The organism is Myxococcus sp. MxC21-1 (assembly GCF_032612255.1).
GTDB lineage: Bacteria > Myxococcota > Myxococcia > Myxococcales > Myxococcaceae > Myxococcus > Myxococcus virescens.
In genome coordinates, this window is record NZ_CP123278.1 from 1324178 (window position 1) to 1339312 (window position 15135).

Here is a 15135-nt window from a genome sequence, read left to right on the forward strand (position 1 = left end):
GGGCCCGTCTAGCACGGGGCGACCCTGTTTGCCGCCTCTACTTCCGGGTGTTGAGGTACTGCTCCATGTAAGCGCGAGCCTGTGTCAGCTTGGCCTCCACGAAGCGGTCGTCCTCGTCCGGCTCCGGCGGGGCGGGCGGACCCGACCGTCCAGGTTCGTTGCCGAAGTCGACCGCCGCAGCCAACAGGTTGCGTGCCGCGTTTCCGCCGCCGAAGAGGCGGGCCAGCATGCCCGTCTCCACGTCCAGCCAGCGCGCCGCCTGCCGGATGACGTCCAGAACCTCACCTTCCACGGCCTTGGACGGGCGGCCCGGGCCGCTGATGCAGGAGCGCGCGTAGCTGTGCTCGCGGTCCACGAAGAGGCCCAGCGCCCGGTCCCGGAAGTCCTGCGCCAGGGCCTGACTCATGGCGTCGAGCTGCTCCTCCAGGAAGGGCTGCTCGGACTTGCGCGCCTTGCGGCCCGGGGCGGGCGGGAGCTCCAACTCGACGGCGTGCCAGCCCGCATCGGCCAGCCCCTCTGGCGGAGGCTCCACCCACTTCACCTCGGGCGTGGCCAGGTCCACCGCTTCGCAGACGCGCTTGAGCGTCTGGCGCAGGGCGGTGAGGTTTCCTTCGACGTCGGAGAGAAAGAGGATGAGGCGACGGTGGGGCAAAATGAGATTCCTTTCCTGGCCCCTGTAAGCCCGTTCGTCACCCCCAAATTTCCCCCTTCGCGCGCGCCTGCCTGCCCTGCTGGCGACAGAGGGCGGGCAGGCGAGGGCTGGAAGAAACCTAGAGCGGGATGTTGCCGTGCTTGCGGGGGAGGTTCTCCTGGCGCTTGTCCTTCAGCAGCTCCAGGGCGCGGATGAGCTTCGCGCGCGTCTCCTCCGGACGGATGATTTCGTCGATGTAGCCCAGCTCGGCCGCCTTGAACGGGGTGGCGAACTTGTCGCGGTAGTCCGCCGTCAGCCGGGCCCGCTCGGCGGCGGCGTCCGGGGCCTTGGCCAGCTCGTTGCGGAAGATGATGTTGACCGCGCCCTCGGGGCCCATGACGGCGATTTCGGCGGTGGGCCAGGCGAAGTTCATGTCCGCGCGGATGTGCTTGGACGCCATGACGTCATAGGCGCCGCCGTAGGCCTTGCGGGTGATGACGGTGACCTTGGGGACGGTGGCCTCGGCGTAGGCGTACAGCAGCTTGGCGCCGTGGGTGATGATGCCGCCCCACTCCTGGTCGGTGCCGGGGAGGAAGCCGGGCACGTCCACCAGCGTGACGAGCGGGATGTTGAAGCAGTCGCAGAAGCGCACGAAGCGCGCGGCCTTGATGCTGGCGTCGATGTCCAGCACGCCAGCGAGCACCGCGGGCTGGTTGGCGACGACGCCCACGCTGCGCCCGTTCATGCGCGCGAAGCCGATGACGATGTTCTTCGCGAAGTGCTCCTGCACCTCGAAGAAGTGCTTGTCGTCGACGATGGCCTTGATGACTTCCTTGATGTCGTAGGGCTTGTTGGGGTTGCTCGGGACAATCGTCTTGAGCGACTCCTCGGCCCGGAACGCGTCGTCCTCGCACGGCTGGACGGGCGCCTCTTCCTGGTTGTTGGAGGGCAGGAAGGAGAGCAGCTCGCGCGTCATCACGATGGCGGCCTGCTCGTTCTCCGCCGCGAAGTGGGCCACGCCGGACTTCTGGTTGTGCGTGACGGCGCCGCCCAGCGCCTCCTTCGACACCTCCTCGTGCGTCACCGTCTTGATGACGTCCGGGCCGGTGATGAACATGTACGAGGTGTCCTTCACCATCATGATGAAGTCGGTGATGGCGGGCGAGTACACCGCGCCGCCCGCGCACGGGCCCATGATGAGCGAAATCTGGGGCACCACGCCGGAGGCCAGCGTGTTGCGCACGAAGATGTCCGCGTAGCCGGCCAGGCTCTCCACGCCTTCCTGGATGCGCGCGCCGCCCGAGTCATTCAGGCCGATGACGGGCGCACCCACGCGGGTGGCCAGGTCCATGATCTTGCAGATCTTCTGCGCGTAGGCGCCCGACAGCGAGCCGCCGAAGACGGTGAAGTCCTGGGCGAAGACGAAGACCTTGCGGCCTTCCACGGTGCCGTAGCCGGTGACGACGCCGTCGCCTGGAATCTTCTTGTCGCCCATGCCGAACTCGTTCGAGCGGTGGGTGACGAACTTGTCCAGCTCACAGAAGGAGCCGGGGTCAAGGAGCAGGTCGATGCGCTCGCGGGCGGTGAGCTTGCCGGACTCGTGCTGCTTGGCGATGCGGTCGGCGCCGCCACCCAGCTCGGCTTGCTTCTCCATCTTCTCGAGACGTGCGCGGAGGGGGTCCTTCTCGGGAGTCTGGTCCATGGGGCGCGTCTAGCATGATTGGGGCGAGGACGCGCTGCCTGGATTCCTGACTTCCATGGCCGGACGCATGGGGTCGTCAAGCACTGCATCCACCGCCTCCAGGTCCAGGCCGTAGCGCTGGCGGACCTCCACCAGGGGCGACTCCCACATCTGACACCACGGTGCCCCGAAGAGCGGCCGGGCCCGTTGTCCCAGCAGCCAGCCCCGGACGATGGCGCGCATGCGCTCCTCGCGCTGGGAGAACGCGTAGAGGAGGGTGTTCGTCAGGCCGCCCGCGAGGATGCCCAGCGCGAAGGGGCTGCCCACCTGGGCCAGGCTGAAGGCCTGGAGGCCCAGCTCGCCCGCCACGCTCGTCGGAAAGCCGGTGAGGACGTGCCAGACGTCATGGGATTCGAGCAGGTGCGCTCGCACGTACTCCTCGTCGGTCCGCGCCTCCAGGTAGGGCAGTGCGTCAGGGTTCACCTGGTTTGCCTCCAGGTGGTCGACGAAGGCACGTCCCAGGGTGTGTTCGGGCAGGGCGCGCAGCGCGGCCAGGTGGAGCAGGCCCACGCGCGGGCGCTCGATGAAGGCCTGGGCCGCAGAGGCGTGGCTCATCAGGCGCTCCACCAGCCGCCGCATCGCCACGGGGGCGCGAGCACGGGGGCCAGACCCAGGACGTCCTGGAGTTTCTCCGGGTCGCGGAGGGCCCGTGCCATCCGCCATGCCGTCCACGCATACGCGACAGGATTCCACATGGTGCCTCCAAGGTGGGGGGACGCTGGGGCCGCCCCGTCCAGCGTATGTGGGAGGCGCAAGGGCGGGGCGGGGTGGCCGCGGCCGTGCTCGCGGGCGGACATCTCGAAGGCCGAGGAGCGGACACTCAGGGGGCGGGCAGCCGGCCGGGCCGCCCCCAGGTCCGTGCGCGCCGCGCGGAGGGGACGGAGGTTGAAGCCATAGGAGGGCCGCCATGCGCGCCGCGCGAGGTTCCTTTCAAATCGGCTCGTTCCGCGGCATTCCCGTCCGCGTCCACTTCTCGCTGTTGCTGGTCCTTCCGCTGTTTGCGTTCCTATTCGGCGGCGCCTTCCGGCGTGCGGCGGAGGTGGCGGAAGTCCCCCCAGAGCGACTCGGCGGCTCGCCCGTGCTGTGGGGGCTGGTGGTGGCGGTGGGCTTGTTCGCGTCCGTGTTCATTCACGAACTGGCGCACACCGTGTACGCGCTGCGCCGTGGCGGGACGGTGCGCTCGATTACGTTGATGATGGTGGGTGGTGTGTCGGAGTTGACGGAGGCGCCGCCGCGTCCCCGGGATGAAGCGCTGATGGCCGCGGTGGGGCCGCTGACGAGCATCCTGCTGGCGGTGCTGCTCGGCGGCGCGACGTGGCTGCTTCAGGAGGTGCGCTCGTTCAACCTCCAGTTCGCGTTCTTCTACATGGCCAGCCTGAACCTGTTCCTGGGGGTGTTCAACCTGCTGCCCGCGTTCCCCATGGATGGGGGGCGCATCGTCCGCGCGTCGCTGGCGGGACGGCTGGGGATGGTGCGCGCGACGCAGGTGGCGTCCTGGCTGGGACGTGGGTTCGCGGTGTTGTTCGGTGTGTGGGCGGTGCTGTCGTTCAACCCGTTCCTGGCCGTCATCGCGTTCTTCATCTTCATGGGCGCGCAGGGGGAGGCGCAGCAGGTGCGGATGAAGACGACGCTGGAGCGTGTGCCGGTGGCCGACTTGATGACGCCGCGCCGGGTGGGCGTGGACGCGGGGGCGTCGCTGGAGCAGGCGCTGTGGGACTTGCGGCGTGATCGACTGTTGCTGCTGCCGGTGACGGAGGACGGAAGGCCGGTGGGGCAGGTGTCGCTGGAGACGGTGCGGGGCGTGCCAGATTCGGAGCGGATGACGCGCACCGCGCGCGAGGTGATGGTGCCCGCCGTGGCGGTGCGGCTGGATGAGGATGGGTGGACGGCGCTGCGGCGCATGGCCGAGGAGGAGATGCCCCAGCTCGTCGTGGTGGAGGCGGATGGGGCGCTGGCGGGGACGCTCGACGTGAACGACGTGCAGCGCGGTATGGCGCTGTATCAGGCGCGCGAGGAGCGCAGTGGTCAGCAGGAGCGGCGGTGGCGGCAGGAGCGGCCGGTGTGACGGGACTCATGTGAGGTTGAGGTGCTGGCTCGGTGGCATCCTCCTCCGACGGGGCGAGCGCGTCGGACGCCTCCCGCGGGGGCGCGGTACGCGGTGTCGTTTGGCCGACAGCGGCTCCGGCGGTGTCCGCGAGCGCACCTCGATGCCAGGCGCGCGTCTCAGCCGTGGCGGGCGATTGAATCTGGAGGAGGCCCAGCACCGCCGGAACAGTCCACTCTGGCGATGTGTTACATGGACCTTCGGCACCAGGCAGGCGATGGCCGCGGCGGGATCCTCCCAGCGCGACTCCAGGTTCTTCCGGCGGTGACCCTGGCGGCGTGAGAGCGGGTGGACGTTGTCGCAAGCAACGAAGGCGAAGTTTCTCGAGTCGGGGCCCTTCCTCCAGGACCTCCGGGCGCGGGTGGAGGTTTATCTGGGAGCGAGCGGGCGCTCGCCTCGTGACCTCCCGCGCATGTACGCGAAGACGGTGGTCATCCTGGGCTGGTTCGCGGCCTCTTATCTCTGGCTCCTCTTGGGCGCCTCAGGCCCGTGGGGGGCGGTCGCCGGGTGCGTGTCCCTGGGGCTGGCCATCGCGGGCGTGGGGTTCAGCGTCCAGCACGACGCCAACCACGGAAGCTACTCGGTGCATCGGGGCATCAACCGGATTCTCGGGTGGACGCTCGATGTCATCGGTGGTTCGTCCTATGTGTGGAGCTGGAAGCACAACATCTTCCATCACAGCCACACGAACGTGGTCGGGCTCGATGAGGACATCGACATCCAGCCGCTGTGCCGGCTGGCTCCTGGCCAGCGGCTGCACACGGCGCATCGCTTCCAGCATGCCTATATCTGGGGGCTCTACGCGCTGCTTCCCATGAAGTGGCACTTCGTCGATGACTTCAAGGACCTGGTCACCGGACGGGTGGGACGGCAGAAGATGCCGCGTCCCGGCGGGCTGAAGCTGGCCGGGGCCCTGGGCGGGAAGCTGCTGTTCTTTGGCTGGGCCATCGCGCTGCCGTTGTTCTTCCACCCGCTCTGGCAGGTCGCGCTGTGTTACGCGCTCGCCTCGTTCGTGCTCGGGCTGACGCTGGCCACCGTGTTCCAGCTGGCGCACTGCGTGGAGGAAGCGGACTTCTCCCTGCCGCCGGAAGCCAACCGTCCCTTCTCCCGTGACTGGGCCACGCATCAGATCGCGTCGACAGTGGACTTCGCACGCGGCAATTCGCTGGTGAGCTGGTACCTGGGAGGGCTGAACTTCCAGGTGGAGCACCATCTCTTCCCTCGGGTGTGTCATCTGCACTACCCGGCGCTTTCGCGCATTGTCGAGGACACCTGCCGGAGGCACGGCATTCGCTACCGGGCGAACGAGAGCGTCGGTGCGGCGTTGAAGAGCCACGTGCGTTGGCTCAAGCGGATGGGACAGCCAGCCATCGAGGGAGCGGTATGAGTGACGAGAAGGTTCGGTACGGGCGGGCGCAGAAGTTCCGGCTCTCGGCCAAGGGCACGGAGGCCGTGGCCTCCTATTCCGCCGTGATTGAGGCGGCCAGATCCGGCAGCGGCCGCGCCCAATTCGACGCGGCTCGGGCCAAGTGGGGCGCAGCGCTCGGGCTTGCCGCGGAGGACGGGCTCTACCTGGTGGAGTTCGAAGCGGGCGGGCGCACCGTCTCCGAGGCGGCACGCAACCTCGAGGACTGCGCCACCTCCGCGAAGGCGGTCAAGGACGCCGTCGAGCGGTTGTTGAAGTGCGGCATGCTTGAGCCCCTGCCCGCGCCTCCTCTGCCCGCCGCGCCTCCCCGCCGCTACTGGTAGGCCCGCGACGCCGAAGAAGAAGGCGGGTCACTCCCGCTCGAAAGCAACGACTCGTCGACGATGCGCTGGCTGTGGCGGATGCCGCCGTCGGCGGCGCTGTCATCGAACGTCTGGCTGAACCGCGCGCGTGTGCACGCCCACTCTTGCGTGGGCCGCCACGCGATCGTCGGCAGGTGCAGCGCAGCAGGTCGCGTACGTCTCGGCGAGGCCCCAGTGGGTCTGGCTCTCATCTTGAGCACGCAGCCCGGAGGGAATGTGCGCGCAGGGGGGCGAGCGTGAGGTCCATGGTGGCATCCCAACACTCGGGATGCGCCATGGAACGGTAACCCGCCACGGTGAGTCTCTGCTTGCGGTGCCTACCTGGTGCGTTGCATATGGGGCGCGCAGGACGGCATCCAGGACACTTTCAGAGGAGGCCGCCGCCCGGTGCCCTCACGGGCTCGGGCCACGGCGATGTGCCCTCAATAGCTGTGGCTTCGGATGATTGCCGTGAGCGAGCCCGGAGGCTGGCGGCGTGAAAGGAGGGTTGTCCATGTACGAAGCGTGTGTAAGCTGTCATTCATGGAAAACGAGCCATCCTTGCATTGCTGTGCGATGTGGGGCCCGCTGGCAGGCATTGTTCTCTCGGCGCTGGGCTGTGGCGGGAGCGCTCATTCCACAGCGGCCCGTCAGCCCGTGTACCTGGCCCAGGCGCAGTGCGGCCCCATGGATTCGACGGTGAGCTGCTGCGTGAAGACGCACCCGGCCACGCCTGAGCGCTGCGGGCTGACGGCCTCGGAGGCGAGCAAGTACCTGGTTCCGATGAAGGCCGTCGAGTCCGCGTCCGAGGCCAGCGAAGAAGCCATCCCCGGGTGGAAGCAGGTGTGCATCGACGCCTACGCCCAGTGTCAGGAGCAGGGCTGGTCAGGCTCTTGTTACGACTGCTTCCGGTATTGCGAAGGGCAACACGAATGGCCCGTGGATAAGTGCCGCCGTCGCAAGGGAGGCGAGTGAGTCCATGGCCGAGTCGATTGATTGGGACCCGGTGCGTGAACTGGCGCGTCGCGTGGAGGCCGGTGAGGCGCTGTCGCTGACGGCCGAGGTGCGCGCCTTGCTCCTCCGTTCGGCACGAGAGGTGGGCATTCCCGAAGAGGATGCACAGGCCGCCGTCGCGGGCGTTGCCACGGCGACAGCGCTTCTTCACGAGACTCGCCGCCGCATTCGTGATGGCTCGCAACGTCTCATGCGCGCGCTGACGGGGGCCCGCCGGCTTCGGGACGCGGGCGACGCCGCTGGCGCGCGCGCGCTGCTGGAAGACGTGCTCGCGGTGGAGCAGGTGCCCCTCTATCGGGAGCAGGCCGAGTTGGCCCTGGAAGACATGGAGTGAGTTGCCTGTCACATTCGGACAGGCTCTCAGTCGCGCTGAAGAAGCGGATTCTTCACGGGCGCCATGCCTGGCTTCGAGGCCCGTTGACAAGGCGTCGTGGGCGGGGGCCCTCCGCCGCGCTCAGGCCGCTGCCGCGCTCCCGCCGTAGTAGTGCTGGCTCAGCTCCGCCTCGCTGTTGAAGCGCGGGTACTGCCCCTGCTTCAGGGAGGAGGCGTCCGGAAGCGCGTTGGCGTTGGTGCGCTCCAGCATGTCCGCCAGGAATCGCGCATAGGCCTCACGGGGTGCCACGCCTGGATAGAAGTGGTTCAGCGCGAGCCCCGCGACGTTCACCCGCAGCACGCGCGCTCCTTCGTTGGCGCTCCCCCAGGAGAGCACCAGGTCGGTGAGCACCGTCTGACGCGGAGGCGTCCCCGGCGGTCCGGCGACGGGCAGCATGCCCACGGCAATCGCCAGCACCTCCGCCATGGCCATCGTCCGGCGCTGGCCATTGGCGGCCTCCACGGTGAGGGCCATGTCCGTCATGCTCACGATGCGGCAGGGAAAGATGCGCGGCGGCGCGGGGGGAGTGTCCACGGTGGGCGTTGGCGCAGCGTCCCGCTTCTTCCAGGCGTTCTCTTCCAGCACCCGCGTGATTTCGGCGTCCAGCTCCCGGACCCGGTCACCCGCCGACGCAGCTTCTCCCGTCAACAGCGGCTTGGCGCGCGCGAGGTAGCCTGCTGCCCGCTCGAGGTCCTTGTAATGCGCCATCCGCAGCTCCGTGGCGCGGATGAGCGCGCGCACCGCGATGATGCCCGCGCCCCCGCCCGCCACGCTGTACAGGGCTTCTGTCGTCTCCAACGAGGCCGGCGGCGCGTCTTCCGTGTCCAGCGCCTGCGCCAGCTTCCACGCGGAGGCGGGCCGCAGCGCGTCGATGGGCAGCAGCGAGACCAATGGCTCCATCGCGAACCACAGCGCGTCCGTGGAGGCGCGACCCGCGAGCGTATGGAGCGCCCGCTCCACCCGCGCCGTGCCGGCCTGCGTCTTGCCGTCCTCCAGGTCCATGCGGCCCAGCGACAGCAATGCGTCGGTGTGGTCCGGCTGGGTCTTCAGCAAGCGCTGGAAGCCCGCGCGTGCGGCCGTGCGGTCTCCTGGTCGAGCGCCTCCTGGGCCTCCGCCAGCCGCGGGTCGGCCACCCATCCGCCCTGCTTCGCGGCGAGCGCGGGCGCCACCACCCTTTCTTCCAACTGCGTGACGCGCAGCAGCGACGCGCCCGCGAAGCCGAAGACGAAACCGCCGATGTGGGCCATCACCGCGACGCCCGTGTTGTTGCCCAGGAGGTAGTAGTTCAGCACCTCGTTGCCGAACCACAGGCCGCCCCAGACCCAACCGGGAACGGGGAAGGTGCCGCGGAAGATTTTCAGCAGCCAGACGAAGTAGCCGATGCGGACCCGTCGCTGGGCGAAGCGCAGACAGAAGGCGCCCATGCACGCGGCCACGGCGCCGGAGGCACCCACCATCACCGACTCCGATGAGGGGTCGATGGCATAGTGGGCCACGCCCGCCACCAGCCCGCCCACGACGTAGAAACCCGCGAACAGTGGCCGGCCCCAGGCATCCTCGAGCAGCAGGCTGGTCACGTAGAAGAACAGCAGGTTCCCCAGCAGGTGCATCCACCCCAAGTGGAGGAACATGTACGTGAGCCAGCCGGGCTGGGCGAGTCCCCGCGCGGGCACCAGGGAGAATCGCGAGAGCAGGCTCGAGTCGTGCTGGGCGATGAGTTCCTCGCAGCGCTCATTCAGTCCCTGCTGCCGGTTCGTCACGCTCTCCGCTCCGTCGGATTCCGTGGCGCGTTGGTGCATGTTGCGCACGAGCCTCCGGCCCGAATCGGACAGCAACCGCTCCGCACACGCGGGAGGGAACTCCAGGTCCGGGTGCTCGAGCGACTGCTCCAGCAAGGAGCGCAGCTCGTTTTCACCCACGCCCAGGGGATTGGACGGAACGACCCAGGAGATGAAGAAGGCCACGATACAGATGGCCGCGATGGTGATGGATACCCGAGGCAGACGCTCCAGCTCGGTGTTGTCCACCCCCAGGGGCAGGAACAGCATCATGGCGTGGTTTCCCCCTCGTGCTTTGAGGGACTGACATATCACGACGGAGGCTCGCAACGGCGCGTCACTCCGTCCCGCCGCTTCAGATTCGAGCGTCTACTGCGGAGGCAGCGGCCAGGTCAGGGACACGCGGTGGGCGCCACCGGGGGCGGCGTCCATCCACCCGGTGATGCGCTCGCTGCGCGCCAGCAGCGGCCCCAGTTCGGAGCTGGCCGCGAAGAGGGCCGCGAGCAGTTCATCCGCCAGGATGTCCGTCAGGGAGATCTGCGCCAGGCCTCGCGCCACCCGCTTGGGGTCAACGGCGAAGTCCACCGGGTGCTCCGTCTTCGTGCCCGTCTCCGTCAGCGCCGCCAGCGTGGCCTGGGTCACCGACTCTTCGTTGCCCAGGACGAGCTGCTTGCCCTTGATGCGCACGAACACGTTGCCGCCCTTGAGCGGGAGCTTCCAGCCGTCCTCCAGCACCAGCACGTCCGGGAGCTTGCCCAGCGGGGCCAGCGCGGCCTTCACCGCCGCCACGTCCTTCACCTCGGCGGCCACGGCCTGGCGCACCGCGAAGAAGCGCGTCGACATCGCTCGCAGGGAGCCGCGCACCTGGACGTGGTCCATGTTCACCAACATGTGGCCCGTGAGCTGCTTCGTCACGGCCTTCGCCATGGACACCATCTGCTCCTTCGGACACGTGGGGCACAGGACCTGGAGCGTGGAGCGCATCGTGTCCACCGTCTGGAACACCCCCATGGGAGAGATGGACGCCCGCGAGGAGAGCAGGCCTTCCGAATTCATCGCCGCGTAGGGGCTGGTGCCTCGCGCCTGGAAGACCGGCAGCTGCAACTTCGTCGTCACGCCTTCCACCTGCAGCGCGTTGGCCGTTCCGTCCAGGCCCACCACCGTGTTGCCCGACACGACGAATGCCACGCCCGGCACCTTGCCCAGCCGGGCATCTCGCGCGGGCGCCTTGCCCACCAGCCGGACGGACTCCTTGAGCAGGTCCGCGCCGCCGCGCTCGATGGCGCCGAAGGCGCAGACCTCCTTGCCCTTCATCGCGTAGCCCATGCTGCCGCCCATGTCGCGGTCGGCATGCACCGTCGTCACCCCTCCACGCGTGGTGGGCTTCGCTTCGGCGCCGCCCGCGGCGGTGATGGCTTCGGCGGCCTTCGCCTGGAACACCTTGGCGTCGGCCACCCGCATGCAGGACACGCGGCCATCGTTGCGCATGGACACGGTGGCCGGACCGGTTGGATCCAGGCCCAGCTCGGACAGGGACTGGGGCCGCGTGGGGTCGACCGCGAGGAAGGGATGCAGCTCCGTCCGCCACGCCGAGGACGCAGCAGCGCGGCGTGTTGACCCGCACGCTCCAGGAACGCGGCCAGGCCCGTCAGCGCATCCACCTTCGGCACATGGACGAGCGTCTTCGCCGAAGCGGCGGCACGGGGAGCGGGGGCCGTTGCCAGGGTGGCGGCCAGGACGAGCGAGGAGAGCATGTCTCCGTGAGAACAGCCGGGCTCCCAGGCTGTCAAGGAGGGACTCGCAGGGGCTCTGGCCCTCACCGTGGCCCAGGCGCCGCGCCGCACGCCGCCCCAGCGTGCGACCTCCGGCGAGTCACGCCACGACACCGGGCCGATGTCCCTGCCTGCTGTGCCGCATCCGGCCTACAGACGGCCGGCGTTGGCCCACTCAATCATCCGCTCCGCCAGGTCCTCGGCGTCGCGGCGCAGATGCACCAGTTGGAGCACGTGGTCATCCGTGCACGCCAGCGCCATGCGCAGCACGAGCGAGTCGGCGAAGCGCAGCACCTGCGCGATGCTGATGCAGTCGCGGTCCTCGCTGGTTCCCGCGAAGCGCGCCGCGTCCGCGTCCATCGTCAGACCTTCCGCCAGCAGCGCCTGCACCAGCGCGGCACGCGCCACCGGGTGCTCGTACTCCGCCGGGTCGCGCAACTGACGGCGCCACGGTTGCGACTCCCAACGCACCAGCGACGCGTCCTTGGCGCGCTTCACCGGCTGCGTGCGCTTCTTCCAGAATCCCCCAGCAAGCACCGGCCTCGAGACGTTCATCTCCATCACTGCCCCCTCTCCACTACGGGGTCCATCCACAGGCATGAGCGACATGGATGCTGCTCCGTCGGTACCGCGCGTGCTGCTTCCGAGCCCGCCCGGCGCGGCGGCGGCGGGCCTCGTTGCTGCTGCCCTTTATTACGGCGAGTCGGCATTTCCTTGACTCACCCCAGGGCGCCAAAGGGTTTCATCCGGGCGCCATCGCAGCGTTGACAGGGGGCGGGGGGCTCGAAACAGTCCTCGCGCCATGCCGACCTACCCCTCCACACCCCGTGAGGCGTTTCACCTGCTGCGCGCACTGTCCGAGGACCTGTCCCATGCGGACAGGCGCCCGCGCGCGCTGGCCGAGCTCCGCGAGCTGGCGGAGCTGTCTCGCCACCAACCCGAATCGGCGCCACTGCGGCTGGTGACGGTGACGGTGACGGTGGGCGCTTCGCAGGAGCGGTTGGAGTTGTTCCTGCTTCCGTCCATCTTCGCTCCGGAGGCGTGGGCCTACACCTTCCTGGAGGGCCTGCTGAGCGTCCCGCTGGATGAGTATGCGGGAAAGCGGCTGGTGGAGGTCGGCGCGGGCTCGGGATGGATTTGCATCGCGCTGGCGAAGTTCACCCGGCTGGCGCACGTGCATGGCGCGGACCTCAATCCGCATTCGCCCGTGGTGGCGCGCTGCAACGCGTGGCTCAACGGAGACGAGTCGTTGGCGTCGCGCCTGTCCTTCGGGGAGAGCGACCTGTTGCGCGGGATACCTTCGGATGCCCCATGGGACTTCGTGGTGGGCTGCATTCCGCAGGTCCTCCGGGGCGAGGAGGATTTGCCCTCCGAACTGTCCCAGGCCGACGAGCAGGCGCTCTACGATTTGTCCAACTACTGCACGCTGCAGAACGTCTACGAGGACCACTTCGGGCTCGGACTCATCGCGCGATTGCTGGACGAAGCGCCGGAGCGACTGTCGCCCACCGGACGGCTGCTGCTCAACCTCGCGGGCAGGCCAGGGCGCGTCATCATCGAGCGGATGTTCACCCGCCGCGGCTTCGACACGCACGTGCGGGTGGCCCGCCGGGTGATGCAGGCGGCGGACACGGACATCCGTCCTTTGGTGGCGCTGGAGCAGCGAACCGGCCGCGAGTTCGAGTTCTTCATGGAAGCGCGCAGCCCGGAGCCGCTGCGGGCGGCCACCGCGCTGGGCTGGCTCCAGGCTGGGAATCCGGTGTGGCACGAGGTGGCGGTGTGGGAGGCGCGGCTGGCGCTGCCTCGCGAGACGCTGGCGCTGCGGGCCGCGCTGCGCGCGCTGGGTGCTTCTGCGTTGCAGGAGGAGCTGGACCTGGGCGCCGCGTCGGCGGAGCAGTTGGGCTTCGTCGCCGACCTGGCGGCGCGGCTGGCGCGGGGCCCGCTGATGCCCTACGCGCACGAGGCGGGCGACGCGTCCTTCCGCCGGCAGGTGGTGCGCTATCTGGACCGGTATTTCGGGCTGCGGCTGGCGGAAGAGGAGGTCTTCGTCGCGCCCGAGCGCGAGCAGGCGGTGTACTCGCTGCTGATGGCCACCTGCGACGCGGGGGACGAGGTGCTGGTGTCGCGCAACCTCCATCCGCTCTACGCCCGTGCGCTGGAGAAGGCGGGGGTGCGCGCCACGGTGACACACACGTCGCTGGCGGAGATTCGCCGGCTGTTGTCCGCGTTCGACGTGAAGATGGTGCTGCTCACGGTGGAGAAGGGGGAGCGCACCAACCTGTCCGTGCTGCGCGACATCGTCGCGGAGGCGGCGCGCCGGGGCATCTGGGTGGTGTTGGACGAAAGCGCCTTCTTCAACATCACCGGCGGCGTGGAGCCGCACACGCTCTTCGAGTTCCTGGCCCGTGAGGCCCACGCCCCCAACCTGGTGGTGCTCTATGGGCTCATCAAGAACGCGGTGTGGCCGGACCTGGAGCTGACGCTGCTCATGCCGGTGCCGCAGCCACTGCGGGGAGACTTGGAAGCCGCGGCGGAGGTCACGTACTCGCGCATCAGCACCCTGGCGCAAGCGTTCTACGAGCGCACCTTCGCTGACTTGCTGTCGTTCCGCATCTCCTTCGCGGAGCCGGAAGCGCCCGCGCCGCGCAGGCCTCCGGTGGTGACGCTGCCCCGCTCGCGACGGATGGCGCGGTTGATGACCTTCCCCGCATTCGCGCCCAAGGTGTTCCGCGAGGACGACGCGGAGCTGGTGCGTCTGGATTACGGAGAGAACGAAGGGCCGCTGCCGCCTCCCTTGGTGGAGGGCCTCATCGCCGCCGGTGTCGCGCCGCGCGAGCCCGCACCGCAGACAGGACTGGCAGAGGCGGTGTCGGCCTTCCTGCTGGAGTCGCGCGCGGTGCGCTACGCGCCGGACGAGCTGGCGGTGGCGCCGGGCGTGTGGCCGCTCATCCACCACCTGGGCGTGGCGCTGCGCCAGCGGCTGGGACGCACGCCGCGCGTCTATGTGTCGACGCCGTGCTACGGCGTGTTGCCGCCCACCTTCGTCTCCGCGGGGTGTGACGTGGAGCAGGGGCCACTGTCGGGGCTGTTGGCGCGGCGAGGGCAGGGCGGTGGCGGCGTGCCGGATGCCATCGTCGTGTCGCAGCCGTCGAACCCCTCCGGTGTCTACCTGGCCCGCGAGGAGCTGGTGGCCCTGGCCACCTATGTGGTGGAGCAGCGCTGTCTGCTGATTTCGGACGAAATCTTCGGACTGGTGAACCTCACCAGCCCCACTGCGGAGACGGTTCCCAGCCCCGTGACGCTGGAAGGCGCGGTGCCCGGCATCGGCGCCCGCACGGTGCTGCTGGGAGGGCTGTCCAAGGAGTTCGCGGCCGGTGGGCTCCGCGTGGGGTGGCTCGCGACGAAGGACCGGGCGCTGGCCGCGGCGGTACGTGACAGCGGCCCTGGGGTGCTCCACCTGATGACGGCGCGCGCTGCGGCGTACCTGTATGCGGCATATGCCCGCAGTCCGGATGGCCAGCTGCTGTACCCCGCACGGCACCGCACCCTGCGGTCCTTCCTGGTGAAGATGCGGCGGGAGCTGGCGGAGAAGCGTGAGCTGCTGGCCGGAGCGCTGCCAGGGGATGGGCGCTCGGACGCGGGGGACGCGGGCGGACTCTTCTTGTCGCCTCGGATGACGGCATGGCTGGGGCAGGAGGTTGACGGGGTGCGGCTGACGCCGGAGAACCTTCCTCGCGTGGTGTACGAGCACACGCACGTCGTCCTGAATGGCGGCCCGTGGTGTGGGGATCCGGAGCGGGCGCGGGCCGTGTTTTCGATTCCACGGGACGCGCTGCTCCGGGCGCGTGAGCAGCTCTTGCGCTTCGGCGCGAAGCTGCGCGGCGGGCCGTCCGAGTCCTGAGGCGCGGGCCCCGCACGGACACTGTCCGGGGCCCATCGCTTGCCTCCGACTGAA

Annotated in this window: 14 protein-coding genes; 6 read left to right on the forward strand and 8 right to left on the reverse strand. The window is 69.2% G+C overall.

The window, feature by feature from the left end:
* Positions 1-37: 37 nt before the first annotated feature.
* The 4 genes from QEG98_RS06290 to QEG98_RS06305 form a co-directional block, all read right to left on the reverse strand.
* Positions 38-652: a hypothetical protein gene (locus QEG98_RS06290; RefSeq protein ID WP_090484982.1), complete on the reverse strand. Its 615-nt coding sequence runs from the start codon at positions 650-652 to the stop codon at positions 38-40.
* A gap of 118 nt (positions 653-770) precedes the next feature.
* On the reverse strand, positions 771-2333 hold the full coding sequence (locus tag QEG98_RS06295; RefSeq protein ID WP_090484980.1) for an acyl-CoA carboxylase subunit beta: 1563 nt from the start codon (positions 2331-2333) through the stop codon (positions 771-773).
* A gap of 9 nt (positions 2334-2342) precedes the next feature.
* Positions 2343-2927: a Coq4 family protein gene (locus tag QEG98_RS06300; RefSeq protein ID WP_316566084.1), complete on the reverse strand. Its 585-nt coding sequence runs from the start codon at positions 2925-2927 to the stop codon at positions 2343-2345.
* Entirely contained in the window at positions 2927-3067 is a 141-nt protein-coding gene (locus QEG98_RS06305) for a hypothetical protein (RefSeq protein WP_316566085.1), read from the reverse strand. The genes QEG98_RS06300 and QEG98_RS06305 overlap by 1 nt, the downstream gene beginning before the upstream one ends.
* 212 nt (positions 3068-3279) lie before the next feature.
* Between QEG98_RS06305 and QEG98_RS06310 the strand changes: the two genes are divergently transcribed.
* The 5 genes from QEG98_RS06310 (at position 3280) to QEG98_RS06330 (ending at position 7591) form a co-directional block, all read left to right on the forward strand.
* Positions 3280-4437 (forward strand): site-2 protease family protein, encoded by a 1158-nt coding sequence (locus QEG98_RS06310; protein ID WP_316566086.1) that lies wholly within the window; start codon positions 3280-3282, stop codon positions 4435-4437.
* A gap of 451 nt (positions 4438-4888) precedes the next feature.
* Entirely contained in the window at positions 4889-5863 is a 975-nt protein-coding gene (locus tag QEG98_RS06315) for an acyl-CoA desaturase (protein WP_316566087.1), read from the forward strand.
* A complete protein-coding gene (locus QEG98_RS06320; RefSeq protein WP_316566088.1) occupies positions 5860-6225 on the forward strand; it encodes a hypothetical protein in 366 nt (121 codons plus the stop codon). The genes QEG98_RS06315 and QEG98_RS06320 overlap by 4 nt, the downstream gene beginning before the upstream one ends.
* Before the next feature lie 675 nt (positions 6226-6900).
* Positions 6901-7218: a hypothetical protein gene (locus QEG98_RS06325; protein ID WP_316566089.1), complete on the forward strand. Its 318-nt coding sequence runs from the start codon at positions 6901-6903 to the stop codon at positions 7216-7218.
* Positions 7219-7222: 4 nt separating this feature from the next.
* A complete protein-coding gene (locus QEG98_RS06330) occupies positions 7223-7591 on the forward strand; it encodes a DUSAM domain-containing protein (RefSeq protein ID WP_316566090.1) in 369 nt (122 codons plus the stop codon).
* A gap of 120 nt (positions 7592-7711) precedes the next feature.
* Here the strand turns inward: QEG98_RS06330 and QEG98_RS06335 are convergent, their stop codons facing one another.
* The 4 genes from QEG98_RS06335 to QEG98_RS06350 all read right to left on the reverse strand — a co-directional run bounded on the left by QEG98_RS06335 (position 7712) and on the right by QEG98_RS06350 (position 11741).
* Positions 7712-8683, reverse strand: a complete 972-nt coding sequence (locus QEG98_RS06335; RefSeq protein WP_316566091.1) for a hypothetical protein — start codon at positions 8681-8683, stop codon at positions 7712-7714.
* Positions 8677-9681 carry a rhomboid family intramembrane serine protease gene (locus tag QEG98_RS06340; protein ID WP_316566092.1) on the reverse strand — a complete coding sequence of 335 codons (1005 nt, stop codon included), beginning with the start codon at positions 9679-9681 and terminating at the stop codon, positions 8677-8679. The genes QEG98_RS06335 and QEG98_RS06340 overlap by 7 nt, the downstream gene beginning before the upstream one ends.
* Before the next feature lie 96 nt (positions 9682-9777).
* Complete coding sequence (locus QEG98_RS06345) at positions 9778-10896, reverse strand: hypothetical protein (protein WP_316566093.1); 1119 nt, start codon at positions 10894-10896, stop codon at positions 9778-9780.
* 434 nt (positions 10897-11330) lie between these two features.
* The gene (locus tag QEG98_RS06350; RefSeq protein WP_316566094.1) at positions 11331-11741 is read right to left on the reverse strand and encodes a hypothetical protein; all 411 of its coding nucleotides are present in this window, start codon (positions 11739-11741) and stop codon (positions 11331-11333) included.
* Between the two features lie 241 nt (positions 11742-11982).
* Between QEG98_RS06350 and QEG98_RS06355 the strand changes: the two genes are divergently transcribed.
* Positions 11983-15081 carry an aminotransferase class I/II-fold pyridoxal phosphate-dependent enzyme gene (locus QEG98_RS06355; protein WP_316566095.1) on the forward strand — a complete coding sequence of 1033 codons (3099 nt, stop codon included), beginning with the start codon at positions 11983-11985 and terminating at the stop codon, positions 15079-15081.
* The last annotated feature ends 54 nt before the right edge of the window (positions 15082-15135 follow it).

Excerpts from the sequence above, each read along its gene's own strand:
- QEG98_RS06330 (WP_316566090.1), top strand. The coding sequence starts at position 7,223 with ATGGCCGAGTCGATTGATTGGGACCCGGTGCGTGAACTGGCGCGTCGC.
- QEG98_RS06310 (WP_316566086.1), top strand. The coding sequence starts at position 3,280 with ATGCGCGCCGCGCGAGGTTCCTTTCAAATCGGCTCGTTCCGCGGCATT.
- QEG98_RS06295 (WP_090484980.1), bottom strand. The coding sequence starts at position 2,333 with ATGGACCAGACTCCCGAGAAGGACCCCCTCCGCGCACGTCTCGAGAAG.
- QEG98_RS06305 (WP_316566085.1), bottom strand. The coding sequence starts at position 3,067 with ATGTGGAATCCTGTCGCGTATGCGTGGACGGCATGGCGGATGGCACGG.
- QEG98_RS06350 (WP_316566094.1), bottom strand. The coding sequence starts at position 11,741 with ATGGAGATGAACGTCTCGAGGCCGGTGCTTGCTGGGGGATTCTGGAAG.
- QEG98_RS06320 (WP_316566088.1), top strand. The coding sequence starts at position 5,860 with ATGAGTGACGAGAAGGTTCGGTACGGGCGGGCGCAGAAGTTCCGGCTC.
- QEG98_RS06315 (WP_316566087.1), top strand. The coding sequence starts at position 4,889 with ATGTACGCGAAGACGGTGGTCATCCTGGGCTGGTTCGCGGCCTCTTAT.
- QEG98_RS06345 (WP_316566093.1), bottom strand. The coding sequence starts at position 10,896 with ATGCGCAACGATGGCCGCGTGTCCTGCATGCGGGTGGCCGACGCCAAG.
- QEG98_RS06355 (WP_316566095.1), top strand. The coding sequence starts at position 11,983 with ATGCCGACCTACCCCTCCACACCCCGTGAGGCGTTTCACCTGCTGCGC.
- QEG98_RS06340 (WP_316566092.1), bottom strand. The coding sequence starts at position 9,681 with ATGATGCTGTTCCTGCCCCTGGGGGTGGACAACACCGAGCTGGAGCGT.
- QEG98_RS06300 (WP_316566084.1), bottom strand. The coding sequence starts at position 2,927 with ATGAGCCACGCCTCTGCGGCCCAGGCCTTCATCGAGCGCCCGCGCGTG.